Genomic DNA, 23,127 nt, shown 5'->3' with positions numbered 1-23,127 from the left:
CCACTGGAGCCGTGTGATGACAGCCCTGTCCGAAGACCGAGCCCCGGTGGACACGGAGGAGGAGATCCTCGGTCTCTACCGGGCGCACCTGAGCAAGGGCCGGGCCACTCTCGCCGAACTCTTCGGCAGCCACATGGAGACCGAGTCCTCCGGGGCCTGGCTGACCACGAGCGACGGCGAGCGGTTTCTCAACGTCGGCGGCTACGGGGTCTTCATCATGGGCGCCCGGCACCCCATGGTGATGGAGGCCGTCGAGCGCCAGCTGCGCACCCACCCGACCGCCACCCGGATCCTGCTGGAGCCGACGGTGGCGCGTGCCGCCGAAGCCCTGGTCTCCATCACGCCGCCCGGCCTCGACCGGGTGCACTTCGCGCTCTCCGGCGCCGAAGCGGTCGAGACCGGCCTCAAGCTGGCCCGTGCCAAGGGCCGCAAGCGCACCGTCTCGATGTCCGGCGGGTACCACGGCAAGACCCTCGGGGCCCTGTCGGCGACGGCGAAGGAGGTGTACCAGAAGCCCTTCCGGCCGCTGGTCCCCGACTTCACGCACCTGCCGTACGGCGATGCCGACGCCCTGAAGCAGGAGCTCGCCGCACACCCCGGCGAGGTCTGCGTCATCATCGAGCCCGTCCAGGGCGAGGGGGGCGTGATCCTGCCGCCCAAGGGCTACCTCAAGCGTGTCGAGGAACTCGTGCGGGAGTACGACGGCTTCCTCGTCCTGGACGAGGTGCAGTCCGGCTTCGGCCGCCTGGGGGAGTGGTGGGGGGCCGACATCGACGGCGTCGTCCCCGACGTCCTCCTCACGGGCAAGGCCCTGGGCGGCGGCGTGCTCCCGGTCTCGGCGGCGGTGGCCACCCGTGAGGCGTTCCGGCCCTTCGACAAGGACCCGTACGTCCACACGGCCACGTTCTCCGGACAGCCGGTGCTGATGGCCGCGGTCCAGGGAGCGATCCGGGCCATGCAGGAGGAGCGGCTCGTCACCCGGGCCGTCGACCTGGGGGCCCGGCTGCTGCCGCGGATCACCGAGATCGCCCGGCGCAACATCCCCGACCTGCTCGTCGACGTACGGGGCCGAGGGCTGCTGATCGGCGTGGAGCTGGTCGAAGCGGGGCTCGCCGGCGAGCTGCTCATCGAGCTGTTCAACCACGGGGTCGTCGCCAACCACTCCATGAACGGCAGCTCGGTGGTGCGCTTCACCCCGCCGGCCATCCTCAGCGACCACGACGTGAACCATCTGCTCGACTCCTTCGACAAGGCCACCCGCGACCTCATCAGTGGCTCGGCCACGCTGCCCGGAAGGCGGTAACCCCGTGCGACACGTCGAACTGGACGTCACAGTGCGCTCGGAGAAGGCACTGACCGTGTACGACAACGTGCTGCGCTGGGAGCGGTATCCCGAACTCGCCCCGCACGTGCGGTCGACCACCGTGCACGCCACCCACCCGGCGGAAAGGTGCAGTTCCAGCTGGGAACTCCACTTCCGCAGCGGACTGTTGCGCTGGACGGAGGAGGACCGCTTCGACCGCGACGGGCTGGAGATCCACTTCGCCCAGGACGACGGGGACTTCGACAGCTTCACCGGCACCTGGCGGATCGTGCAGGACGGCGACGACGTGACCGTCCGCTTCGAGGCCGAGTTCGACTTCGGCATCCCCAGCCTCGAAGGCATCCTCGACCCGATCGCCGAGCGGGTCATCAAGGAGACCGTGGCCTGGGCCGTCACCGGGCTGTTTGCGCAGTCCGAGGTGCACGGCGACATCGACCTGTCCGCTCCCGGCGCCGGTGTGCCCGCCACCGCTTGAGCCCGTTCGCCGCGCACCGCGGCGAGAATCAGGAGACCAACCGTGGACCAGGCCAATCCCTTCGAGACCCCCAGAACCTTTTCGCTGCACCGCGCCGAGTACCTGGTCGGCCTCGCGGTGTCGACCGGGCTGATCATCGCGCACCTCGACGAGATCCGATGGCTGCCGGCGATCGCGCTGTTCCTCTACATCGACCTGATCGGCTACATCCCGGGAGCCATAGCCTTCCGGCGCAGTGGTGGCAGACCCATCGCCAAGACGTACTACGTCCTCTACAACGTGATGCACAGCCTCATCACGCAGGCCGCCGTCGCGGCCCTGTGGTGCTGGCTGATCGGGCCGGAGTGGGCGCTGCTGGTGCTGCCGTTCCACCTGTTCGGCGACCGCGGGCTGTTCGGCAACTTCATGAAGCCCTTCGCGTTGCCGTTCGAACCCGTGCGGCAGAAGGGGTACCTGAGGCTCCTGGACGACCTCGGTGTCGCCCACCCGAAGCCTGTCGGACACGAGCAGGAACCGGAGCCCGTCGGCCATGTGCCCGCCGCCCGGAGGACCGTCGAGGTGCCGGAGCGGACCGCGGCCGAGGGGCCCCGGTGACCACGGCCACCGGGGCCCACCCCGTGCAGCGCGAGGCACTGCGGCGGCTGGCGGCGCCCGTGGCGGTCCTCACCGTCTCCCACGGGGGACGCCCGCACGGCACGACCGTCAGCAACGTCAGCCGGGTCTCCAGGGTCCCGCTGCTGATGGGCGCCTGCCTGCGGTCCGGCTCCTCCTTCGCCGAACTGGCGGCCGCCGAAGGGCGATTCTCCATCAACGTGCTCGACAGCGAACAGGAACACCTGGCGCGCTGGTTCGCCGACAGCGCCCGCCCCGAGGGCGTCGAGCAGTTCGCCGGACTGCCCTGGCTCACCGACGAGTTCACCAGGGCTCCCCGGATAGAAGGGGCCCTCGCGCACTACTCCTGCCGGGTTTCCGGCCGCTTCGTCATCGGCGACCACGAGGTGCTGCTCGGCCAGGTGGTCCGCGCGGACCACGGCCCCGGGGAACCGCTGCTCAGCTATGCGGGCGGGCTCTTCGCCGCGGGCCTGCGACCGGCGCGGGCCCGCGGGCCCCAGGACGTTGCCGTGCCCAAGACGCTCTCCCCGGAAGGATGACGCAGGACGATGGCCACCACTCCCCACGACACCACCACGTCGCCCGAGGCCGACTGGGATGCCGCACCAGGGCTTCTGGAGGGCGCCATGAAGCTCACCCTCGGGCCGGGCGACTGCGACCTCGGCTACTGGATCAACTCCGTCGCCCAGGGCACCCTGCGCGACCGCGGGGTGACCGGGCACCACCGGGACGCGGGCGTACCCGAGTTCCTCAAGGCCCCCGGGCCGCTGCGCGAGGCGCTCGTCCTGGAGTTCGGGTTCCGGGGCCTGTCCGAGGAGATCGCCACCCGGCTGCTCGGTCACTACGTACCGATCGCCCCCGGCATCCCGGAGATGGAGTTCTACTCCACCCAGTTGATCGACGAGGCCCGGCATGCCCGGGTGTTCCGCAACCACCTGGTGGAGCTCGGAATGCCGGCGGCGACGCTGGTCGAGGACATCGACGAGATGGCCGCCGACTACCGGCGCCGGGTGCTCCAGCCCGTGGAGGACTTCACCCTCGACGTCGTCCGCGACCGGGGGGACTTCATCGGCGGCGTGGCCGTGTTCGCCATCGTCATCGAGGGCGTGCTGGCCCCCGCGGCCGAACTGAGCGAGCGCAAGTGGACGCCGCTGTCCCCGGCCACCGGCGAGATCTCCCGAGGCACCGCGATCGACGAGATCCGGCACCTGACCGTGGCCAGCACCATTCTCAAGGACCACCTGGTCGCGCACCCGGAATCCCGCGACAGGGTCCTGGAGATCATCCGCGACGGGGCGCGGCTGTGGGACGAGGTCCCCGACCGCGAGTTCGTCATCCATCGTGAGGAACTGTTCCAGGAAGGGATGCGCCGGCACGCGGAGGCGATCGGCGACTACGAGATCTGGCCCGGCGTCCGGATGCTCGACACGACCCCCGAACAGCGCTACGACATGGCCGAGCAGTGGACGGACGAGATGGCGCGCAGCCGGCTGGAGTACATGGGCCTGCCCCTGGACGTGCTCGACGTCCCGGCCCCCGGGGCGTCGGCGTGAGCGGCACGCCTCCCGGCGCACCGGGGCGCACCGGACCGGCGGCGGTGATCACCGGGATCGGTTCCCACCTGCCGCCGGACGTGGTGACCAACGACGATCTCTCGGCCCGCCTCGACACGAGCGACGAGTGGATCCGCAGCCGTACCGGAATCGCCACCCGGCACATGGTCTCCCCGGGCACGGCCACCTCCGATCTGGCGGCGGAGGCCGGCGCCGGGGCGCTGGACTCGGCGGGCGGCCCCCGCCCGGACGCCCTGGTCCTCGCGACCACGACACCCGACCGCCCCTGCCCGGCCACGGCTCCCGAGGTGGCCGCGCGGCTGGGGCTCACCGGCATCGCCGCCTTCGACATCTCGGCGGTGTGCACCGGCTTCCTCTACGGGCTGGCGACCGCCGGGGGGCTGATCGCGTCCGGAGTGGCCGAGCGGGTGCTGCTGATCGCGGCGGACGCCTTCACCACGATCATCGACCCGCTCGACCGCGGCACCTCCGTGATCTTCGCGGACGGAGCGGGCGCGATGGTCCTGCGTGCGGGTGCGCACGACGAGCCGGGGGCGATCGGCCCGACCGTGCTGGGCAGCGACGGGACGCTCAGCGACCTGATCGAGGTCCCCGCAGGCGGCTCCCGGCAGCGTTCCTCGGGCATCGCGGCCGGCCTCGAGGACGGCTGGTTCCGGATGCGCGGGCGCGAGACGTACCGGCATGCGGTGGACCGCATGACCACGGCGTCCCGGCAGGCGGTCGCGGCCGCGGGCTGGTCCACCGAGGACGTCGACAGGCTGGCCGCGCACCAGGCCAACGCCCGCATTCTGAGCACCGTCGCCCAGGAGCTGGGCATCCCGGCGGAGCGCCGGCTCTCCAACATCGAGTACGTCGGCAACACCGGTGCCGCGTCCGTCCCGCTGCTGCTCGCGCAGTCGGCCGCCGAGGGCTCTCTGCTGCCCGGCCACCGGGTGCTGCTCACCGCCTTCGGCGGCGGGCTGGCCTGGGGCGCGAGCACCGTGGTCTGGCCGGACGTCAAGCCCGGCTGACGAGAGGCGGGCCGGACCCGTCCGTCGGCACGCACAGAAACCGAACCCCGAGGAGGACGACATGTTCGAGACACTCAAGGAAATCCTGGTCGGAAAGCTCAAGGTGACGCCGGAACAGGTCACGCCCGAAGCCACCCGCGAGGACGTCGAACTGGACTCGCTGGCGATCGTCGAGCTGTCGCTGGTCCTGGAGAAGGAGCTGGGCGTGGTCATCAGCGACGACGAACTGCTCGAACTTCCCACCATCGGGGCCATGGCCGAGCTGATGGAACAGCGGAGCGCGAAGGTCTGATGGCACACACCGACATCGCGGTCAGCGGCCTCGGCCTGGTGACGCCGGGCGGAGTCGGTACCGGGGCGAGCTGGGCGGCGGTTCTCGCGGGCCGCCCGGCCGCCCTCCTCGACCCTTCCCTGAAGGGTGGACCGGTCCAACTCGCCTGTCGTGTACCGGAGTTCGATGCCGAACAGTTACTGGGCGCCCGCCGCTCCCATCGGCTGGACCCCTTCGTGCAGTTCGCCCTGGTCGCCGCCCGGGAAGCGGTGGCGGATGCCGGGCTCGACCCGGCGAAGTGGGACGGCGCCCGGGTCGGTGTGGTGCTCGGCTGCGCGGACGGCGGCCCCGGCACCGTGGAGACCCAGCACCGGGTGCTCCTGGAGGAGGGCCCCTCCCGGGTCTCCCCGTTGCTGCTTCCCATGCAACTGCCCAACATGCTGGCCGGACAGACGGCCATCGAGTTCGGTGCCACCGGCCCCAACCTCGTCGTGGCCACCGCGTGCGCCTCCGGGGCGACCGCCATCGGCACGGCGCGGGACCTGTTGCTGCTCGACCGCTGCGACATCGTCCTGGCCGGGGGCAGCGAGGCCATGATCACCCCGCTGGTGATGGCCGGCTTCGCGAAGATGGGCGCGCTGTCCCACCGCGAGGACGACCCGGCGAGTGCGTCCCGGCCGTTCGACGTCGACCGCGACGGATTCGTGGCGGGCGAGGGCGCCGGAGTGCTCGTGCTGGAGCGCGCCGCGGACACCCGTGCCCGCGGCGCCCGCGTCCGGGCCCTGATCGCCGGATACGGTGCCGGTGCCGACGCCCATCATGTGACCAGCCCCCATCCCGACGGCCGGGGGGTCGAGGCGGCGGTGCGGCGGGCCCTGGCGGACGCGGGTGCGCATCCGCAGGATGTCCACCACGTCAACGCGCACGGCACCTCGACCCCGATGAACGACCTGGCAGAGGCGCAGGCATTGCGTCGCGCGCTGCCCGGTGGGCCCCTGGTCAGCTCGACCAAGGGCGTCACGGGTCACCTCCTGGGTGCGGCCGGCGCGGTGGAGGCTGCATTCGGCGTCCTGTCCGTCGAGCAGGGAGTGGTCCCGCCCACCGCGGGACTGCGTACGCTCGATCCACGGATCGACATCGAGGTGCCGACCGTGGCAACCCGCGCCCGCGTCGACCTGGTCCTGAGCAATTCCCTCGGTTTCGGCGGGCAGAACGCGGTCCTGGCGATCGCGAGACCCTGACCTTCGGCCGGACGGTGGGCCGCACGGCTGGAACAGGGCCGCCGCCCGACGGTTCGGTGACGCCTTTGAAAGCACCGGGTCCGTATACCGGTTTCGGCGGGATCGGGCACGACGGCGCCACCTCCCGAAAAGGCGAGCGGTCGTCTCCCGGACGGCGGCTGACTGCCGGCGCCCAGGAGACGACCGGGGCCTCCTACCGCGCCAATGGCGAAAGGTGCAGCGAGGGCGCCTGATTGAGTATTTCCCGAAAGCGCAGCTCGAGTTGCTGGGACGGTTCCATGCCCAGCTCGTCGACCAGCCGGATGCGAACCCGGTTGTAGGCTTCAATTGCCTCCGCCTGGCGGCCGCACCGGTAGAGCGCCAGCATGAGCATTTCGGTGATGCGTTCCCGCCAGGGGTGCATGATGCTGACCCTTTTGAGTTCCCCGATGACACGCACGGGGTCGTCGCAGTCGATACCGAGAGCGAGTTTCTCCTCCAGTGTGCTGAGGTACTCCTCTTCCAACTGGAGTGCCACGCTCTGGCACAGCGGACCCGAGGTCGCGTCCTGCAGCGGCGATCCTCGCCACAGGTTCAAGGCCTTGTCCAGTGCCGTGTAAGCCAATTGCGGATTGTGCGGCGCGGCGGCCCGCGCTTGTGCTGTGAGTTCGCGGAAGACATTCAGATCGAGAGCCTCCGGTCGGATCTCCAGAACGTAGCCCGTGGCGCGGGTGACCAGTAGTGGCGGACCGCTCTCGCTGCCCGCCAGTCCATGAAGAGTCCGACGCAGTCGGTAGACGTGGGCCTGCAGGGAGTTCTCTGCGGTGGGGGGCGGATTCTCGCCCCATAACTCCGTGTACAGCTGAGGAGCGGAGACGGGCCTTCCGGTACTCACCAGCAGGCTGGCCAGCAGTGCGCGCTGTCTTGATCCGGATATGCTTCGGAAGCGCCCTCCCGCCTCGACTCCGACGGAGCCGAGCACTTTAAACCTCACGTTCGTTTCTCCTAGCACGCAAGACCTATCCTTAACGGGGCGTTAAGGAGTTGGATGTCTGAGGCGGGGCTTCGATCCATCGGGGCTGCCGGCTGGGAGCTGAATCCCAAACCGTCCTTCGTTTCGTTTCGCCATCACCAACTCCGTCGTGAACGGACAACTCGACCGTCGGGCCTATTTACGTGCATTCCTCGTGTGACCCGCAAGAGTGAATCTCGAATTTTCATCGAGAATGAGACAAGTGAGGTCAGGTGGATTCGGGGGTCCGGGATGGCAGTGCAAAGAGGTTCATAAATGGTCACATCGGCCGGGAGTGGCGGCCCGCGAGTCGGCTCCGGTGCTCGACACTATGGCTGGTTGTTTGTCATCCGAGGGAATATGGATGTTTCGACCCCGGGTTAGCGCCTGAGGAGTGGGTGATCGCCTGCGATTCGCTGAATCCTTATTACCTGACACGTAATTGACGCGGGCTGTCGAACCAGGGAGCATAGAGGAATGGCTTTCTTCACGTCCAGTGACGGGACAAGTCTCTTCTATAACGACTGGGGTACCGGAAAACCGGTCGTTCTGCTTGGTACCGCCATGATGGGTTCGCGCATGTGGGAGTTCCAGGCACCTTGCCTGGCCGCTCATGGGTTCCGGTGCGTCACGTATGACCGGCGTGGTTGCGGACGCTCGGACCAGCCCTGGGAGGGTTACGACTACGACACCCTCGCCGACGATCTCGCGGCTCTTCTCGGCCACCTCGACCTCGTCGACGTGACCCTCGTGGGCTATGCGGTGGGCGGCGGAGAGGCGGTGCGCTACCTGAGCCGGCACGGCACGGACCGGGTCTCCCGGCTTGCCCTGGTCGGTTCGACCACGCCGTTCATGATGAAGACGCCGGACAACCCCGAAGGGCTGGACCCGGAACTCTTCGAAGGCCTGGCGGAGGGGATGGCCAAGGATCGGCCGCGCTGGGCCGCCGAACTCGCCACGCAGTTCTTCGGAGGAGCGGACACGGGCCCGGACCGATCGCCCCTCTCGCCCGAACTCACGAACTGGTTCGCGGAGTTGGCCCTGGACTGCTCACCGCGGGCCGCCCTGGAGATCTATCGCACCCTTTTCACCACCGACCAGCGCAGCGAAGCCGCCAAGATCACGCTGCCCACGCTGATCGCTCACGGCACCGCCGATGCGGGCGCCCCCTTCCGTCTGTGCGGCGAGGCGACCGCCGCGTTGATACCCGGGAGCGCATTCATTCGTTACGAGGGCGCGGCGCACGGGTTGTTCGCCACTCATGCGGACCGGCTCAACGCGGATCTGTTGGCCTTCTTGGCGGAGTGATGAGCGGCTGGAGGGATGCGATTCCGGACGTGTCGTTCTGTTCGAGCCGTTCCCTCGCGGCTGCTTCGAAAGCGCCGGCCGTCTGCCGGTCGGCAGGATGCATCGTTTCCAGGGAGAGTTCTGCCACGGTGATGTCTGTGGCGCAGCCGAAGGTGGCGATGGTGCTGAACAGTCTCAGCTCGGTACCCAGTCCTCGCACACGGATCAAAGCGACGATCGTGTCCGACAGGTCGTGCCCGTCGCCGGAGCCGAGGGGAGTGTCGGGCCAGTACGCGGTGACCTCGTCGTACAGCTGCTTGAGGCTCTCGCGCCCCGAGTAGATGGCCTGCCGGTAGAGGCGTCCGATGAGGTGTCTGCGCCATTCCTCGTGATTGACCACCTGGCGGACGAGGCCTTCGGGGTGGAGGCAGATCCGCATGACGTTGCACGGCGGGACGAGGAGTTGGGGCGAGACCTCGCTCAGGAGCAGCTCCGTCCCGATGTTCATCGCGGCGATGTTCTCGTCGGCGTCCACCGCGAGTGCGGGGTACGGGGCGTGGGCGCCCAGGATCCGGTCCATCGCCTCTCGCACGATCTCCAGCCGCGGCGCTTCCAGCGGGGTTTCCTGGAAGGACGGGGAGTAGCCCGCCGAAACGAGCAGTGTGTTGCGCTGCCGCAGGGGGATCTCCAGCTGGTCCGCCAGTCGCAGGACCAGCTCCCGGCTGGGTCGCGACCGGCCCGTCTCGACGAAGCTCAGGTGCCGGGCGGAGGTGTTGGCGCGCTGTGCGAGCTCCCCCTGGGTGAGCGTCATGCGTTGGCGCCACTCCCGCAGGAGTGCCCCGATGCTGGTGTCCGTGCCTAAGACCGTCACGACGCGCAGTGTAGCAATCACTCTTGGCTGTCGTCAGTTCGCCCGAGGACGGGGGAGTCGGTCTCCCGAAGCCTGCTCGCGATCCGCCTCCCAGCGGTCGTCGCTCCGGGCTCCGGGTCCGGCCGGCGTGGCGTCCGGTGCGCTCGGACCGGTGATCAGGAGGACCTGCGCCGCGGGAGACCGGTCGGCCGGACGGTGGCATCCGCGCGATGACCCGGCATCAGTCGGGCATCAGCCGGATGTCAGTGGGCCGGTGCAGTCTTGTGGATGTGAACGGGGCGCGACCGGCCCGTTCGAGGAGAGATGCCCGGAGCGGCTTATCGGGGTCCGGAACATTGTTCCGGTCGGGCTCAGGCCCTCGCAGGTTCGAATCCTGCTCTCTCCGCACTGATGGAACGCCCGGGACCGGGCCGTGCTCACCTCGCCGTCAGCACACGGACCCACCACCCGGCCCCGCCCCGACCGCGTCGGCCGACCGGACACGCCTCGTTCTGTGGCCGACGAGTCGCCGAAGCACGCCAGGGCCTGCCCCGAGGCCGAGTTGCCGTGGGGCGGTCCGGCACCGAAGGACGGTTCCACGTGTTGAGGCACACGTATGCGTCCCTCGTCCCTGAGACAGGAGAGTCGGCCGTCACGCTCGCCAAGCGGCCGGGGCACTCGTCGCCGACCATCACCCTTGACCACCGGGCCAACTTCATGCCGGAGGCGGGGAGGAAGGGGCGCAGGGCGATCGATAGTCTTCTGGGCGAGCGGGAGAGCCCGGGCGCAGACTCCCCGGACTCTCCCCAGGATCGATCCTGAGTGCCTGTCATCCGGTCCGATGTACGCGAACAGCGAGATGAGAGACCCTGTGTTCACCACTCGTCCCACTCTCCAGGGCACCTTCGGCATGGTCTCCTCCACCCACTGGCTCGCCTCGCAGTCGGCGATGGCCGTCCTGGAGGGCGGCGGCAACGCCTACGACGCGGTCGTCGCCGCCGGATTCGTCCTTCATGTCGTCGAACCGCACCTCAACGGCCCGGCCGGCGAGGTGCCGATGATCCTGGCGCCGAAGGACGGCGAGGTGCGGGTGCTCTGCGGTCAGGGCCCTGCCCCCGCCGGTGCGACCATCTCCCACTACCGCTCCCTCGGCCTCGACCTGGTCCCCGGCACCGGACCGCTCGCCGCGGCCGTGCCGGGCGCCTTCGACGCCTGGATGCTGCTGCTGCGCGACCACGGCACCAGGACCCTCGCCGAGGTGCTGCGGTACGCGATCGGATACGCCGGGGACGGCCACGCACCCGTCGAGCCGCTCGGCCGGACCGTGGAGACCGTCCGAGAACTCTTCGAGAGCGAGTGGCAGTCCTCCGCCGACGTGTACCTGCCGGGCGGCAGGTCGCCCAGGCCCGGACGGCTGTTCCGCAACCCCGCGCTCGCCGCCACCTGGCGCCGGCTGACAGCCGAGGCGGAGGAGACCGGCGGCGCGGACCGGGTCGCCCAGATCGAGGCCGCCCGCCGGATCTGGCGCGAAGGCTTCATCGCCGAGGCCCTGGTCCGCCAGGCCGCCCGCCCCACCATGGACACCAGCGGCTCCCGCCACACCGGCACCCTCACCGCCGCCGACCTGGCCGGCTGGTCCGCGTCGTACGAGGCACCCGCCACGTACGACTGGAACGGCTGGACGCTAGCCAAGGCGGCCGGCTGGAGCCAGGGCCCCGCCTTCCTCCAGCAGCTCGCCCTGCTCCCCGCGGAACTGCCGCCCTACGGCAGCGCCGACTATGTGCACCTGCTCATCGAGGGCTGCAAGCTCGCCATGGCCGACCGCGAGGCCTGGTACGGCGACGCCGCCGACGTACCGCTCGACACCCTGCTCTCCGAGCCGTACAACGCCGAGCGCCGCGCCCTCATCGGCGCCGAGGCCTCGCACGAGCTGCGCCCCGGCAGCCCGGACGGCCGCACCCCCGTGCTCAGCGGCCACGCCCACGCGGTCGCCTCCGGCAAAACCGGCCCCGATGCCATGGACATCCCGGCACCGGGCGCCGGCGAGCCGACCGTGGCCAACGACGGCACCACGCGCGGTGACACCTGCCATGTCGACGTGGTCGACCGCTGGGGCAACATGGTCTCCGCCACGCCCAGCGGCGGCTGGCTCCAGTCCAACCCGGTCGTACCCGAGCTCGGATTCCCGCTCGGCAGCCGGCTCCAGATGGCCTGGCTGGACGAGGGCCTGCCGAACTCCCTCACCCCCGGCCGCCGCCCCCGCACCACCCTCACCCCGTCCCTGGCCCTGCGCGACGGCGTCCCCGTCATGGCGTTCGGTACGCCCGGTGGCGACCAGCAGGACCAGTGGCAGGTGCACTTCTTCCTGGCGGTGGCCCTGCGCGCCGGGGTGCGCGGCGGACTCGACCTCCAGGGCGCCATCGACGCCCCGAACTGGCACAACGACAGCTTCCCGGGTTCCTTCTTCCCGCGCGGGATGCGCTCCGGCAGCGTCACCGTCGAGGCCGGCATGGACCCGGAGACCGTCGCGGAACTGCGCCGCCGCGGCCATGACGTCACCGTCGGCGCCCCGTGGTCCGAGGGCCGGCTGTGCGCCGTGGCCCGCGACCCGGAGACCGGGGTGCTGTCCGCGGCCGCCAACCCGCGAGGCATGCAGGGGTACGCCGTAGGACGCTGAGCGGCCACTTTCCCGACATGACCAGGTCGTCGGTTCCCCGGAGCGGCATGGTTGGCTGGAGGCATGATCGATGAATTCCTCACCGGGGACCTGACCGAGGTCGAGGCGGCGGTACGCGCAGCGGCCGCCGCCGAGATCATGCCGCGCTTCCGGCAGCTCGCCGCGCACGAGATCGTCGAGAAGAGCGGCCCGCACGACCTCGTCACCACCGCCGACCGCCTCGCCGAAGAACACCTCACCGCGTCCCTGACCGCGCTCCTGCCCGGCTCGGTCGTCGTCGGCGAGGAGGCGGTCCACGCCGACCCGGCGGTGTACGACGCCCTGGGCGGCGACGCGCCCGTGTGGATCGTCGACCCGGTCGACGGCACCCGGCAGTTCGTCCGAGGCGAACCGGGCTTCTGCACCCTGGTCGCCCTCGCCCACCGCGGCGAACTCCTCGCCTCATGGACGTACGCCGCCGCCCTGGACGAGATGGCGGTCGCGGTGCGCGGCCGCGGCGCCACCCTCGACGGCAGGCGGATACGCTCCGGCTCGCCCGCGCCCGGGGCCGTTCTGAGCGTGGCGATGTCGCACCCCGACTACACCACCGACGCCCAGAAGCGTGCCCTGCTCGGTCTGCGCACCGAGGGGATCGACGCCCGTCCCTGCGGGTCGGCGGGCCTCGAATACCTCGATGTCGCCCGCGGCGACCAGGACGCGATCGCCTTCAACTGGGAGTACGCCTGGGACCACGCGGCGGGCCTGCTGCTGGTCACCGAGGCGGGCGGCGCCCACGCCACCCTCTCCGGCGAGCCGTTCCGCATCACCGGCGGCAACGTCCTGCCGTTCACGGCGGCCCGCGACGGGGCGACCGTCGAACGCGTCCTGCACGCGCTCCGCGACGGGGCCTGACCGGACGGACCCCGATCAGGCGAGCAGCTCACGGGTCAGTGCCCGCAGCCGGGCGCGGGCCCGAGGGTCGTACGCCTGCTCATGGGCGGCCGTGTCCGTGAAGCGGTCGAAATACCTGCCGGTGACATCGGACAGGGCCGGATCGGTGATCAGCCGGACGGTCGGGCGGACACCCTCCTCGACCGGGACGGCCGGCGTGAGTCCGTACTCCCGCACGCCGGGGGTGTCCATCAGATGCGCCGGGTGCAGGGCGTTGACCGTGACCCCGCTGCCCGCCGTCCTGTCGGCGAGATCGAAGGTCGCCATGATCAGCGCGAGCTTGCTGCGGCAGTACGCCTCCAGCCCCTCGTAGCCGCGCTCCATCATGACGTCGTCGAAATCGACGGGGGCCTGGCCCATCGAGGCCACATTGACCACCCGTGCGGGCGCGGACGCGGTCAGCAGCGGCAGCAGCTCACGGGTCAGCAGACAGGGCGCCAGACAGTTGACCGCGAACCGGAGCTCATGGCCCTGACGGCTCAGCTCCCGCCGGAGCGGGGCGGCACCGCCACCCACCACGGCGTTGTTGACCAGGACGTCGAGCCGGGGCTCCCGCTCGCGGATCCGTGCGGCCATGGCCCGGACCTGGTCCAGGTCGGCCAGGTCCGCGAGGAAGGTGCGCACGTCGGTCCCGGGCGAGGCCGCACGGGCCTCGGCGGCGGCTTCGTCCAGGCGGGCCCGGTCCCGGCCGTGCAGCAGCAGCGTCGTACCCCGGCCGGCCAGGTCGAGTGCGAGACTGCGGCCCATTCCCTGGGTGGCACCGGTGATCAGAACGGTCTTGTCGAAGACGGCATCCCGTCGAGTCTCCATGGTCTGAGTTATATCAAGGTCTTGATACTGCATCCATGCCTGATCGATGGCCGGGCCCTGCCTGTACGCTCGCCGCCATGGGATCGGGAATGACCGCCGGCGAACGCCTGGGCGCGGACATCAAGCGCGCGGAACAGGCCCTCATGGCGGCCAAGAGCGCCGCGCTGAGGGACGCGGCGGGCGTGACGGTCGCCCAGTACGCGGCGCTGTTCGCCCTCGCCGACAACCCCGGCATACCGGGTGCCGCGTTGGCGCGGGCCTGCCTGGTCACCCCACAGGCGATGGCGGCGGTACTGAAACACCTCGAAGAGCGCGGTCTGGTCGTCCGCACGGCGCACCCCTGGCACCGGAAGATGCTGGAGACCCGGCTCACCGAGGCGGGCCGCGAAACGCTCCGGCTCGCCGACGAGCAGGCGGTACGGATCGAGCGCCGGCTCGCCGAGGAGTTCGCCCCGCAGGAGCGGGACGCCCTGCGGGCCCTGCTCGCCCGCTGCGTGACCGCCATCGGGCGGGACTGAGCGCGCCGGGCCTCACCGCTCCTCTCGCCGGCTCACCTCATCCGCCGCAGGCCGTCCGTACGTCCCGCACGATCTCCGCGGCCATCTCCACCGCCTCCTCGTCCAGCCCCCGCAGCGCCGCGCCGATCCGTTCGGTGAAGTGCGCCGGGGTGTCCGGCAGAGCGGCTGCCGCGGCCGACGCGCCCTTCTCGTTCAGACACCAGGTGCGGTGGTGGGCGTGGAGGGACTGGGCGAGGATGCCGAACGCCCGTGACAGGCACAGGGAGACATGGAGCAGGTCACCGCCGGGAGCCGATTTGCGGGCGGCCGCCACCGAGAACTCCGCCTCCCACGCGGCCTCGACCAGCGCGGTGCGCAGCGGCTCCGGATAGGTGCGGGTCTCGTTCCGAAGTGCCGTCAGCTCCCCTTGCGGATCGGAGAGCACGCGCCCCAGCGCCACCTCGCCGGGGTAGGCGGGGGACCAGAAGCCGAGCGGATGGCCGGGCTGTACGCCCACCTCGAAGCGCCCCTCGCGGCAGTCCGCCCAGACCGCCTCCACCCGGTCCAGATCGCGCAGGATCCAGTCCACCGGGACACCGTCCACCCGCAGCCAGGCCCCGCCGTCGACCCAGGGCCCCCACCCGCCGGGACCGGCGACCTCGACGGGGCAGCCCTGTACCTCGGCCGCCAGCGCGGTCAGCGCGGCCACATCGACGGTGCCCCGGTAGTACACGCCCAGATCCCAGTCGGAGTCCGGGCGGTGGGTGCCACGGGCCCGGCTGCCGCCCAGTGAGACGGCCCGGATGCCGGACACGGCGGTGAGCCGGGACGCCATGCCGGCGATGTGGGCGGGGACGACGGCTTCGTGGGCCGCCACGGGCGCGGTCCGTGAGTTCGGTGTGTTCATCGCCGGGTGACCCTACCCGCGACCGTGCTGTCGGTGCCGCGGAATATCCTGGGTGTCCTGGCCGCCGGCTGACGAAGGAGTCCGAAGGTGCCGTCGATGCTCGATGCAGTCGTCGTGGGGGCGGGCCCCAACGGGCTGACCGCCGCGGCCGAACTGGCCCGCCGGGGCTTCGCCGTGGAGGTCTTCGAAGCGGAGGAGACCGTCGGAGGCGGCGCCCGTACCGAGGAGCTCACCCTTCCCGGCTTCCGCCACGACCCCTGTTCCGCCGTCCACCCACTGGGCATCGGCTCGCCCGCGTTCGACGCGATGCCGCTCGCCCGGCACGGCCTGGAATGGCTCCAGCCCGAGCTGGCGCTCGCCCACCCGTTCCCGGACGGCACGGCCGCCGTGCTCACCGGCTCGGTGGGGGAGAGCGCCATGTCGCTGGGCGCCCGCGACGCGGGGGCCTACCGCAGGCTCGTCGCCCCCTACCTCGGCCACTGGGACACCCTCGCCCAGGACTTCCTGCGCACCCCGTGGGACGGGCTGCCCCGTGATCCCTACCGCTGGGTGCGCTTCGGTCTCGACGCGCTCCAGCCCGCCTCACTGCTCTCCCGCCGCTTCGGCGGCGCGAAGGCGCGCGGCCTGTTCGCCGGGCTCGCCGCCCACGCCATCGCACCCACCAGCGGCCTGGCGACCGGCGGGATCGCCCTGCTGTTCGCCCTGGCGGCGCACGAGAAGGGGTGGCCCTTGCCGCGCGGCGGATCGCAGGCCGTCTCCGACGCCCTCGCCTCGTACATACGCGAACAGGGCGGCACGATCCGCACCGGCACGGAGGTCAAGCGGCTCGACGAGCTCCCGCCCGCCCGCGCCTACGTCTTCGACACCTCGCCCACCGCCCTCGCCCGCATCGCCGGCCTGGGCCACGCCTACCGCGGCTACCGGTACGGCGCGTCCTGCTTCAAGATCGACTACGCCCTGTCGGGTCCCGTCCCCTGGACCGCCGAGGAAGCCCGCCGGGCCGGCACGGTCCACATCGGCCCCACGGCCGGCGAGATCGACGCCGCGCTGACGGCCGCGGTGACGGGACGCGACCCGAGCGTGCCGTTCCTGATCACCGCACAGCCCAGCCTGGTCGACCCGTCCCGCGCGCCCGAGGGCCGTCATGTCTTCTGGGTGTACGGACATGTCCCGTCGGGATGGGAGGGCGACGCCACCGATGTCATCGAGCGGCAACTGGAGCGCTTCGCCCCCGGGTTCCGCGACCTGGTGCTCGCCCGCGCGGTGGCCGGACCGCCCGAGCTCGCGAAGCGCAACGCCAACTACGTCGGCGGTGACATCGCGTGCGGCGCGTTCTCCGGTCTGCAGACGGTGCTCCGGCCCAAGCTCGCCCGCGTGCCGTACGCGACGGCGCATCCGGCGGTGTTCCTGTGCTCCTCGGCCACCCCGCCCGGCCCCGGGGTGCACGGCATGTCGGGCCACCACGCGGCGAGGGCGGTCTGGCGGCGTCTGCGGGCGGCCTGAGACGGCACAGGGCATGATGTCCGCCATGCGTACACCCGAGGGCGTCACCGTCACCCTGGTCCGGGGCGACATCACCCTGCAGTCCGCCGATGTCATCGTCAACGCGGCGAACTCCTCCCTGCTCGGCGGGGGCGGCGTCGACGGCGCGATCCACCGGCGCGGCGGCCCGGACATCCTGGCCGAGTGCCGGAAGCTGCGCGCCTCGCACTACGGAAAGGGCCTGCGCACCGGCCAGGCGGTCGCCACGACGGCCGGGCAGCTGGACGCGCGATGGGTGGTACACACCGTCGGCCCGGTGTACGGGGGTTCCGCCGGCGATCCCTCCCTCCTGGCGTCCTGCTACCGCGAGTCCCTGCGCGTCGCCGACGAACTCGGCGCGAAGACCGTGGCCTTCCCCGCGATCTCGGCCGGTGCGTACGGCTGGCCGCTGGACGACGCCGCGCGCATCGCCGTGGAGACGGTGCGGGCGGCCCGCACGGCCGTCGAGGAAGTCAGGTTCGTCCTCTTCGACGAGCGGGCCTACGAGGCGTTCGCCGCACAGCTCGGCTGAGAGGCGGGGAGGACCACCGGGTATGTGCGGCGGGGCGGAGCCGGGGGGAGTCCGTACGTGTCGCGGGCCCGAAGGCTGCGGAGTACAAAGGACGGAGAGGGCCACTGATGATCGAGTTCGTCACCAGGACAGCGCGGGACATGGCCGATGACCTGGCCGGTCTGTACCGGGATCTGCACCGGCACCCGGAGCTGTCCCTGCAGGAGACCCGGACGGCCGGAGTGTTGGCGCAACGCCTTCGGGACGCCGGCTTCGACACGGTCGCCGAGCAGGTCGGTGGTACCGGTGTGGTGGGGGTGCTGCGCAACGGGGACGGCCCGGTCGTGATGGTCCGGGCGGACTTCGACGCGCTTCCGGTCGAGGAGAAGACCGGCCTGCCCTACGCCTCCACGGCGCGCGCGGTGGACCACGAGGGCAGGGAGATGCCGGTGATGCATGCCTGCGGGCACGACATGCACGCCACGTGCCTGGTGGGCGCCGCCACCCTGCTCGCCGCCGCCCGCGACCGGTGGAGCGGCACCCTGCTGGTGGTCTTCCAGCCGGCCGAAGAACTCGCGCTCGGTGCGCGGGCGATGGTCGACGACGGACTGTTCGAGCGTTTCCCCAGGCCGCGGATCGTCCTCGGGCAGCATGTGGCCCCGCTGCCCGCGGGGTTCATCGGCTACGGCACCGGAACGGTGATGGCCGCCGCGGATTCCCTCGACGTGACACTGCACGGCCGCGGCGCCCACGGCTCCCGCCCCGAGGCATCGATCGACCCCGTGCTGATGGCGGCCAATGTCGTCACCCGGCTCCAGGGCATCGTCGCCCGGGAGGTGCCGCCCGCCGAGTCCGCGGTGGTGACGGTGGGCCGCCTGCAGGCCGGCACCAAGGACAACATCATCCCCGACACCGCGGAACTGGGCATCAACATCCGCACCTACTCCCCGGCCGTACGCGCCCTGGTCCGTGCCGCGATCGAACGCGTCGTCACCGCCGAGACGCAGGCGAGCGGTGCGCGGAAGGACCCCGAACTCACCTGGTTCAGCGCGGCCCCGGCGCTGGTCAGCGAGCCGGAGGCGACGAAGACGACGGTGGCCGCGTTCACCGAACACTTCGGGGCGCAGCGGATCATGCCGATGCCGCAGGTCAACGCGAGCGAGGACGTGGGCGTGTTCGGGGAGGCGATCGGCGTGCCGACCGTGTTCTGGTTCTGGGGCGGCCTGGAACCCGAAACCGTCCTCACCGCCCTCGCCGAGGACCGCATCGACACCTTGCCGGGCAACCACTCCCCGCACTTCGCCCCGCTCGTCGAACCCACCCTGAGCACGGGAGTGCAGGCTCTGGCCGTCGCGGCTCTGGCCTGGCTGCACTCCTCCGACTGACCCGGGTTCAGGGGATCGGGTCGAGGAACGAGCCGAAGGGGGCCGGGAGCCGTTTCCACGCCTCGGCCCCCGCGGCGTACTCGGCGTCGGTGAGCAGACAGGATTCGAGGAGCCCGGTCAGCCCGGCCCGGTCGAGGCCGGGGGAGGTGAAGACGAGGTGCTGGCCCCGGTCGCCGTGCTCGGGATGCCAGTCCAGGGCGGCCGCCGCCCTGCGGACGGGAGGCACCAGGTCCCAGGCCGCGTCCGGCAGCGAGGCCAGCCACGGGCCCGCGCTCTCCACGCAGAGCGCACCGCCCGCGGCATCCCAGGCCAGCAGGGTGTCGGGGCGGTCGGCGAGCCAGAAGCGGCCCCGGCTGCGCGCGGCCGCACAGCACAGGTCCTCCAGCGCCCGGAAGAGCCGCTCCGGATGGAAGGGGCGGCGGCGCTGCCAGACGAGCGTGGCGACCCCCGACTCGTCCGCCTCCTGCGGCAGCAGCGCGCACGCGGGGTGCTGGGCGGCCGCCGCCGCTTCCACGTCGAAGCCGGCGAAGGCGACGCGGCCCAGTTCGGCCGAGCCGGCCGGGATCTGACGGGCCGTCGGGTGGAGCTGGGCGAGCAGCGCGCGGTCCTCGTCGCAGGCAGCCCCGCCGTCGACGACGGCGAGCACGGGCGCGTACTCCAGCTGTCGTGCCCAGGTGTCGCCGACGGTCCGCCGGTCCGTGGCGGCCGCCGCGAGGCCCGCCTCGGCCAGATCGTCACCGTTCCCGAGGCAGGGCAGCACGAGAGCGGGGTCGACGGCCGTGATCACATTGGTGAGTTCGAGTACGTCGCCGCCGTGCGCGACGACGACCTCGGCCATCGTCCGGGGTTCCATGGAGTCCCACAGCTCGACGACCGCGAGCCGGACCGTCCCGCCGGCGGCCAGTCGCGCCAGCTCCGGAACCAGGTCCTCGCGCAGCGCGCAGCAGGCGCAGTCGTCGACGAGTGGGGCCCTTCCGCGGGACAGTTCGCCCGATGCGTCCCGTACGAGGCGCCGCACGGTGCCCTCGGCGGCGGCGGTCAGATCGTGGTGGAGCGCGACGCTGCCGGGGACGGTGCGCAGCAGCCGGTCCACGACCTCCCTGCGGGCGTCGGAGTGCAGCCCACCGACGATCACGACGGGCAACCGGCCCTCGTCCCGCATCAGTTCGCCCCGTCCCGGGGAGCGGCGGGACCGTACGCGGCGCGGTTTCCTGGCTTCATGAAGGTGTCCTTCTCGATCGGAGGAAGTGGGGGGGCGGGTCAGCGCTCTTCGCGGAAGCCGACGTGTCTGCGGGCGACCGGGTCGTACTTGCGCAGCACCATCCGCTCCGGGTCGTTCCGGCGGTTCTTGCGGGTGACGTAGGTGTAACCGGTTCCGGCGGTGGAGCGGAGCCTGACGACCGGGCGCAGTTCGTTGCGAGCCATGACCGCTACTATATGGCAATGATTTCCATTTCCAACAAGTGGTTCTCCACGGGAAGCAGGCAGCACCATGTCCGCCCATTGCCAACTGACCGGCGCCCGGCCGGGTTTCGGCAACACCATCTCCCACTCGCACCGGCGCACCTCGCGCCGCTTCGACCCCAACATCCAGCGCAAGCGGTACTGGCTGGCGAGCGAGGGCCGGCATGTCCGCCTGACGCTCGCCGCCAGGGCGATCAGGACCGTCGACAGCATCGGGATCGAGGCGGCCGTCGCCCGCGTCCGCGCCAGGGGAGTGAAGGTCTGATGGCCAAGAAGAGCAAGATCGCGCAGAACGAGAAGCGCCGGGCGACAGTCGAGCGGTACGCCGCCCGCCGCGCCGGACTGAAGGAGGTCATCCGCAGGCCCTCCGCCACGGACGCCGAACGCCGGGCCGCCGCGGACGAGCTCCGTCGCCAGCCGCGTGACGCCAGTGCGACCCGGGTGCGCAACCGGGACGGTGTGGACGGGCGGCCCCGCGGTCACCTGCGGAAGTTCGGTCTGTCCCGCGTCCGGGCACGCGAGCAGGCCCATGCCGGATTCCTGCCGGGGGTCACCAAGTCCTCCTGGTGACCCCCGGCGCCGGCGCGACCCGGCGGAGCCCCGGCGGCCGCACCGGCGCCGGGGCCCTCGCGGGGGCAGGGGCGCGGAGAAGTCCTGGCAGCGTGACGTCCATGTCGGATTCTCGCCAGCCCTCGTGCCCCGGGTGGCGGATGCTTGAGCCATGTACACCGACACCGAGCGCTGCGTACGGGCCGTCCGGTCCAAGGACGCCCGCTTCGACGGCTGGTTCTTCACGGCGGTCCTGACCACCCGGATCTACTGCCGCCCCAGCTGCCCGGCCGTACCGCCCAAGGTCGAGAACATGACCTTCTACCCCAGCTCCGCGGCCTGCCAGCAGGCCGGATTCCGGGCCTGCAAACGATGCCGGCCCGACACCAGCCCCGGCTCCCCGGAGTGGAACGCCCGCGCCGACTCCGTCGCCCGCGCGATGCGGCTCATCCGGGACGGTGTCGTCGACCGCGAGGGCGTCCCCGGGCTCGCCGCCCGGCTCGGCTACTCCGCCCGGCAGATCGAGCGCCAGCTCCTCGCCGAGCTCGGCGCCGGTCCGCTCGCCCTGGCCCGCGCGCAGCGCGCCCAGACCGCGCGGCTGCTCATCGAGACGACCGGACTCCCCATGGCTGAGGTCGCGTTCGCCGCCGGGTTCTCCTCGATCCGTACCTTCAACGACACCGTCCGCACGGTCTTCGCGCTCGCCCCCGGCGAGCTGCGCAGCCGCGCCACCCGGTCCGCGAAACCACCGGTCACGCCGGGAGTGATAGCGCTGCGCCTGCCGTACCGGGCCCCGCTCAGCCCCAGCAACCTCTTCGGCCACCTCGCCGCGACCGCCGTCCCCGGCGTCGAGGAGTGGCGCGACGGCGCCTACCGCCGCACGCTCTCCCTGCGGCACGGACACGGCATCGTCGCGCTCACCCCGCACCCCGACCACATCGCCTGCCGTCTCTCCCTCACCGATCCACGCGATCTCACCCTCGCCATCAGCCGTTGTCGCTGGCTGCTCGACCTGGACGCCGACCCGGTGGCCGTCGACGAGCAGCTGGCCGCCGATCCGCTCCTCGCGCCCCTGGTCCGCAAGGAGCCGGGCAGACGGGTGCCGCGTACCGTCGACGGCGCCGAGTTCGCCGTACGGGCGGTGCTCGGCCAGCAGGTCTCGACCGCCGCCGCCCGCACCCACGCGGCCCGTCTGGTCACCGCGCACGGCCTGCCCGTCGACGATCCGGAGGGCGGCCTCACCCACCTCTTCCCGGACCCCGGGGAACTCGCCGGTCTGGACCCCGAACGGCTCGCCCTGCCGCGCAGCCGCCGCACCACCCTCACCACCCTCGTCGGCGCACTCGCCGACGGTTCGCTGCGGCTGGGCACCGACACCGACTGGGAGCAGTCACGGGCCGAACTGACCGCCCTGCCCGGCTTCGGCCCCTGGACCGTCGAGGTGATCGCGATGCGGGCGCTCGGCGACCCGGACGCCTTCCTCCCCACCGACCTCGGCATCCGGCGCGCGGCCGAGGAGCTCGGCCTCCCCTCGACACCGGCGGCGCTCACCGCCCGCGCGGTCGCCTGGCGCCCATGGCGGGCGTACGCGGTCCAGTACCTGTGGACCGTCGACGACCACCCCATCAACCACCTGCCCACCTGAGGAAGCCCGGGAAGCCCAGCCATGACAGCGACACATCCGCGTACGACGACCAGGCAGCACACGGTCGTCGACAGCCCGTACGGTCCGCTCACCCTCGTCGCCACCGACGGGGTCCTCGCCGGCCTCTACATGACCGGCCAGCGGCACCGCCCGCCCGAGGAGACCTTCGGCGAGCGCGACCCGCGGCCCTTCACCGAGGCCGTCCGCCAGCTCGACGCCTACTTCGCCGGGGAACTGCGCACCTTCGATCTGCCGCTGCGCCTGGACGGCACCCCGTTCCAGCGCGGCGTCTGGGCGCAGCTCCAGCTGATTCCGTACGGCGAGACCCGCTCGTACGGCGAACTGGCCGAGAACCTCGGCAAACCGGGTGCCTCACGTGCCGTGGGGCTCGCCAACGGCAAGAACCCGGTGGGCATCATCGTCCCCTGCCACCGGGTCATCGGCGCCTCGGGCAGCCTCACCGGCTACGGCGGCGGACTCGACCGCAAGCAGCGGCTGCTGGCCTTCGAGAAGGGCACGGAGAACGACACCCCGGCACTCTTCTGACGACGCCCCGCGCCCCCGGACGCGAGAACGGGCCCGGACCTCGAAGGGTC

At 71.6% G+C, this 23,127-nt stretch carries 24 protein-coding genes, 1 tRNA gene and 1 pseudogene; 20 read left to right on the top strand and 6 right to left on the bottom strand.

Features of this window, described 5'->3' with window-relative positions:
• Positions 1 to 16: 16 nt before the first annotated feature.
• The 8 genes and pseudogenes from ACWCPY_RS21900 to ACWCPY_RS21865 form a co-directional block, all read left to right on the top strand.
• Positions 17 to 1,304, top strand: a pseudogene (locus tag ACWCPY_RS21900) (aspartate aminotransferase family protein); the annotation flags it as partial.
• 3 nt (positions 1,305 to 1,307) lie between these two features.
• Positions 1,308 to 1,799 (top strand): type II toxin-antitoxin system RatA family toxin, encoded by a 492-nt coding sequence (locus ACWCPY_RS21895; protein ID WP_451267426.1) that lies wholly within the window; start codon positions 1,308 to 1,310, stop codon positions 1,797 to 1,799.
• Between the two features lie 42 nt (positions 1,800 to 1,841).
• Positions 1,842 to 2,393: a hypothetical protein gene (locus tag ACWCPY_RS21890; protein WP_451267364.1), complete on the top strand. Its 552-nt coding sequence runs from the start codon at positions 1,842 to 1,844 to the stop codon at positions 2,391 to 2,393.
• Positions 2,390 to 2,950, top strand: a complete 561-nt coding sequence (locus ACWCPY_RS21885; protein WP_451267362.1) for a flavin reductase family protein — start codon at positions 2,390 to 2,392, stop codon at positions 2,948 to 2,950. The genes ACWCPY_RS21890 and ACWCPY_RS21885 overlap by 4 nt, the downstream gene beginning before the upstream one ends.
• 9 nt (positions 2,951 to 2,959) lie before the next feature.
• Complete coding sequence (locus ACWCPY_RS21880) at positions 2,960 to 3,964, top strand: VlmB-like protein (RefSeq protein ID WP_451267360.1); 1,005 nt, start codon at positions 2,960 to 2,962, stop codon at positions 3,962 to 3,964.
• Positions 3,961 to 4,995 carry a beta-ketoacyl-ACP synthase III gene (locus ACWCPY_RS21875; RefSeq protein ID WP_451267358.1) on the top strand — a complete coding sequence of 345 codons (1,035 nt, stop codon included), beginning with the start codon at positions 3,961 to 3,963 and terminating at the stop codon, positions 4,993 to 4,995. Before ACWCPY_RS21880 ends, ACWCPY_RS21875 begins: the two co-directional genes overlap by 4 nt.
• 61 nt (positions 4,996 to 5,056) lie before the next feature.
• Positions 5,057 to 5,287 (top strand): acyl carrier protein, encoded by a 231-nt coding sequence (locus ACWCPY_RS21870; protein ID WP_451267356.1) that lies wholly within the window; start codon positions 5,057 to 5,059, stop codon positions 5,285 to 5,287.
• Entirely contained in the window at positions 5,287 to 6,507 is a 1,221-nt protein-coding gene (locus ACWCPY_RS21865; RefSeq protein ID WP_451267354.1) for a beta-ketoacyl-[acyl-carrier-protein] synthase family protein, read from the top strand. Before ACWCPY_RS21870 ends, ACWCPY_RS21865 begins: the two co-directional genes overlap by 1 nt.
• A 193-nt stretch (positions 6,508 to 6,700) precedes the next feature.
• On the opposite strand, the gene ACWCPY_RS21860 is transcribed toward ACWCPY_RS21865, so the two are convergent.
• Positions 6,701 to 7,498, bottom strand: a complete 798-nt coding sequence (locus ACWCPY_RS21860; RefSeq protein ID WP_451267352.1) for an AfsR/SARP family transcriptional regulator — start codon at positions 7,496 to 7,498, stop codon at positions 6,701 to 6,703.
• Between the two features lie 477 nt (positions 7,499 to 7,975).
• On the opposite strand from ACWCPY_RS21860, the gene ACWCPY_RS21855 reads away from it, so the two are divergent.
• Positions 7,976 to 8,806 (top strand): alpha/beta fold hydrolase, encoded by an 831-nt coding sequence (locus ACWCPY_RS21855; RefSeq protein WP_451267350.1) that lies wholly within the window; start codon positions 7,976 to 7,978, stop codon positions 8,804 to 8,806.
• On the opposite strand, the gene ACWCPY_RS21850 is transcribed toward ACWCPY_RS21855, so the two are convergent.
• Positions 8,772 to 9,656, bottom strand: a complete 885-nt coding sequence (locus ACWCPY_RS21850) for a helix-turn-helix domain-containing protein (protein ID WP_451267348.1) — start codon at positions 9,654 to 9,656, stop codon at positions 8,772 to 8,774. The two genes, ACWCPY_RS21855 and ACWCPY_RS21850, sit on opposite strands and share 35 nt — an antisense overlap.
• A 297-nt stretch (positions 9,657 to 9,953) precedes the next feature.
• On the opposite strand from ACWCPY_RS21850, the gene ACWCPY_RS21845 reads away from it, so the two are divergent.
• The 3 genes from ACWCPY_RS21845 to ACWCPY_RS21835 all read left to right on the top strand — a co-directional run bounded on the left by ACWCPY_RS21845 (position 9,954) and on the right by ACWCPY_RS21835 (position 13,203).
• Positions 9,954 to 10,041, top strand: a tRNA-Asn gene (locus ACWCPY_RS21845).
• A 465-nt stretch (positions 10,042 to 10,506) separates the two neighbouring features.
• Positions 10,507 to 12,312, top strand: coding sequence for a gamma-glutamyltransferase family protein (locus ACWCPY_RS21840; RefSeq protein WP_451267346.1), 1,806 nt, complete (start codon positions 10,507 to 10,509; stop codon positions 12,310 to 12,312).
• 63 nt (positions 12,313 to 12,375) lie between these two features.
• Positions 12,376 to 13,203, top strand: a complete 828-nt coding sequence (locus ACWCPY_RS21835) for an inositol monophosphatase family protein (RefSeq protein WP_451267344.1) — start codon at positions 12,376 to 12,378, stop codon at positions 13,201 to 13,203.
• 15 nt (positions 13,204 to 13,218) lie between these two features.
• On the opposite strand, the gene ACWCPY_RS21830 is transcribed toward ACWCPY_RS21835, so the two are convergent.
• Entirely contained in the window at positions 13,219 to 14,052 is an 834-nt protein-coding gene (locus ACWCPY_RS21830; RefSeq protein WP_451267342.1) for an SDR family NAD(P)-dependent oxidoreductase, read from the bottom strand.
• A 77-nt stretch (positions 14,053 to 14,129) separates the two neighbouring features.
• Between ACWCPY_RS21830 and ACWCPY_RS21825 the strand changes: the two genes are divergently transcribed.
• Positions 14,130 to 14,570, top strand: coding sequence for a MarR family winged helix-turn-helix transcriptional regulator (locus ACWCPY_RS21825; RefSeq protein ID WP_451267340.1), 441 nt, complete (start codon positions 14,130 to 14,132; stop codon positions 14,568 to 14,570).
• A 37-nt stretch (positions 14,571 to 14,607) separates the two neighbouring features.
• On the opposite strand, the gene ACWCPY_RS21820 is transcribed toward ACWCPY_RS21825, so the two are convergent.
• Complete coding sequence (locus ACWCPY_RS21820) at positions 14,608 to 15,384, bottom strand: nucleotidyltransferase domain-containing protein (RefSeq protein ID WP_451267425.1); 777 nt, start codon at positions 15,382 to 15,384, stop codon at positions 14,608 to 14,610.
• A gap of 159 nt (positions 15,385 to 15,543) precedes the next feature.
• On the opposite strand from ACWCPY_RS21820, the gene ACWCPY_RS21815 reads away from it, so the two are divergent.
• The 3 genes from ACWCPY_RS21815 to ACWCPY_RS21805 all read left to right on the top strand — a co-directional run bounded on the left by ACWCPY_RS21815 (position 15,544) and on the right by ACWCPY_RS21805 (position 18,873).
• Positions 15,544 to 16,959 (top strand): phytoene desaturase family protein, encoded by a 1,416-nt coding sequence (locus ACWCPY_RS21815; protein WP_451267338.1) that lies wholly within the window; start codon positions 15,544 to 15,546, stop codon positions 16,957 to 16,959.
• Positions 16,960 to 16,984: 25 nt separating this feature from the next.
• A complete protein-coding gene (locus ACWCPY_RS21810; RefSeq protein WP_451267336.1) occupies positions 16,985 to 17,509 on the top strand; it encodes an O-acetyl-ADP-ribose deacetylase in 525 nt (174 codons plus the stop codon).
• 107 nt (positions 17,510 to 17,616) lie between these two features.
• On the top strand, positions 17,617 to 18,873 hold the full coding sequence (locus tag ACWCPY_RS21805; RefSeq protein WP_451267334.1) for an amidohydrolase: 1,257 nt from the start codon (positions 17,617 to 17,619) through the stop codon (positions 18,871 to 18,873).
• Positions 18,874 to 18,880: 7 nt separating this feature from the next.
• Here the strand turns inward: ACWCPY_RS21805 and ACWCPY_RS21800 are convergent, their stop codons facing one another.
• Together ACWCPY_RS21800 and rpmG are read right to left on the bottom strand one after the other, a co-directional pair.
• Positions 18,881 to 20,035 carry a CobW family GTP-binding protein gene (locus ACWCPY_RS21800; protein WP_451267332.1) on the bottom strand — a complete coding sequence of 385 codons (1,155 nt, stop codon included), beginning with the start codon at positions 20,033 to 20,035 and terminating at the stop codon, positions 18,881 to 18,883.
• Between the two features lie 98 nt (positions 20,036 to 20,133).
• Positions 20,134 to 20,298 carry a 50S ribosomal protein L33 gene (gene rpmG / locus ACWCPY_RS21795; RefSeq protein WP_329817619.1) on the bottom strand — a complete coding sequence of 55 codons (165 nt, stop codon included), beginning with the start codon at positions 20,296 to 20,298 and terminating at the stop codon, positions 20,134 to 20,136.
• Positions 20,299 to 20,365: 67 nt separating this feature from the next.
• On the opposite strand from rpmG, the gene rpmB reads away from it, so the two are divergent.
• From rpmB to ACWCPY_RS21775, 4 genes are all read left to right on the top strand, one after another.
• Positions 20,366 to 20,602 carry a 50S ribosomal protein L28 gene (gene rpmB / locus ACWCPY_RS21790; RefSeq protein WP_451267330.1) on the top strand — a complete coding sequence of 79 codons (237 nt, stop codon included), beginning with the start codon at positions 20,366 to 20,368 and terminating at the stop codon, positions 20,600 to 20,602.
• Positions 20,602 to 20,907 (top strand): 30S ribosomal protein S14, encoded by a 306-nt coding sequence (gene rpsN, locus ACWCPY_RS21785; protein WP_451267328.1) that lies wholly within the window; start codon positions 20,602 to 20,604, stop codon positions 20,905 to 20,907. Before rpmB ends, rpsN begins: the two co-directional genes overlap by 1 nt.
• Before the next feature lie 151 nt (positions 20,908 to 21,058).
• Positions 21,059 to 22,531 (top strand): DNA-3-methyladenine glycosylase 2 family protein, encoded by a 1,473-nt coding sequence (locus ACWCPY_RS21780; protein ID WP_451267326.1) that lies wholly within the window; start codon positions 21,059 to 21,061, stop codon positions 22,529 to 22,531.
• Positions 22,532 to 22,552: 21 nt separating this feature from the next.
• Positions 22,553 to 23,077: a methylated-DNA--[protein]-cysteine S-methyltransferase gene (locus ACWCPY_RS21775; protein ID WP_451267324.1), complete on the top strand. Its 525-nt coding sequence runs from the start codon at positions 22,553 to 22,555 to the stop codon at positions 23,075 to 23,077.
• Positions 23,078 to 23,127 lie beyond the last annotated feature (50 nt).

It is taken from the genome of Streptomyces sp. NPDC002403 (assembly GCF_053593015.1).
The sequence above is the reverse complement of the archived record's forward strand: the minus strand, read 5'-3'. Positions and strand labels throughout refer to the sequence as shown.

Bases quoted from the DNA above. Each gene is read 5' to 3' on its own strand.
- ACWCPY_RS21880 (WP_451267360.1), top strand. From the start codon at position 2,960: ATGGCCACCACTCCCCACGACACCACCACGTCGCCCGAGGCCGACTGG.
- ACWCPY_RS21870 (WP_451267356.1), top strand. From the start codon at position 5,057: ATGTTCGAGACACTCAAGGAAATCCTGGTCGGAAAGCTCAAGGTGACG.
- ACWCPY_RS21865 (WP_451267354.1), top strand. From the start codon at position 5,287: ATGGCACACACCGACATCGCGGTCAGCGGCCTCGGCCTGGTGACGCCG.
- ACWCPY_RS21855 (WP_451267350.1), top strand. From the start codon at position 7,976: ATGGCTTTCTTCACGTCCAGTGACGGGACAAGTCTCTTCTATAACGAC.
- ACWCPY_RS21835 (WP_451267344.1), top strand. From the start codon at position 12,376: ATGATCGATGAATTCCTCACCGGGGACCTGACCGAGGTCGAGGCGGCG.
- ACWCPY_RS21830 (WP_451267342.1), bottom strand. From the start codon at position 14,052: ATGGAGACTCGACGGGATGCCGTCTTCGACAAGACCGTTCTGATCACC.
- ACWCPY_RS21825 (WP_451267340.1), top strand. From the start codon at position 14,130: ATGGGATCGGGAATGACCGCCGGCGAACGCCTGGGCGCGGACATCAAG.
- ACWCPY_RS21820 (WP_451267425.1), bottom strand. From the start codon at position 15,384: ATGGCGTCCCGGCTCACCGCCGTGTCCGGCATCCGGGCCGTCTCACTG.
- ACWCPY_RS21810 (WP_451267336.1), top strand. From the start codon at position 16,985: ATGCGTACACCCGAGGGCGTCACCGTCACCCTGGTCCGGGGCGACATC.
- ACWCPY_RS21805 (WP_451267334.1), top strand. From the start codon at position 17,617: ATGATCGAGTTCGTCACCAGGACAGCGCGGGACATGGCCGATGACCTG.
- ACWCPY_RS21800 (WP_451267332.1), bottom strand. From the start codon at position 20,035: ATGCGGGACGAGGGCCGGTTGCCCGTCGTGATCGTCGGTGGGCTGCAC.
- rpmG (WP_329817619.1), bottom strand. From the start codon at position 20,298: ATGGCTCGCAACGAACTGCGCCCGGTCGTCAGGCTCCGCTCCACCGCC.
- rpmB (WP_451267330.1), top strand. From the start codon at position 20,366: ATGTCCGCCCATTGCCAACTGACCGGCGCCCGGCCGGGTTTCGGCAAC.
- rpsN (WP_451267328.1), top strand. From the start codon at position 20,602: ATGGCCAAGAAGAGCAAGATCGCGCAGAACGAGAAGCGCCGGGCGACA.
- ACWCPY_RS21780 (WP_451267326.1), top strand. From the start codon at position 21,059: ATGTACACCGACACCGAGCGCTGCGTACGGGCCGTCCGGTCCAAGGAC.
- ACWCPY_RS21775 (WP_451267324.1), top strand. From the start codon at position 22,553: ATGACAGCGACACATCCGCGTACGACGACCAGGCAGCACACGGTCGTC.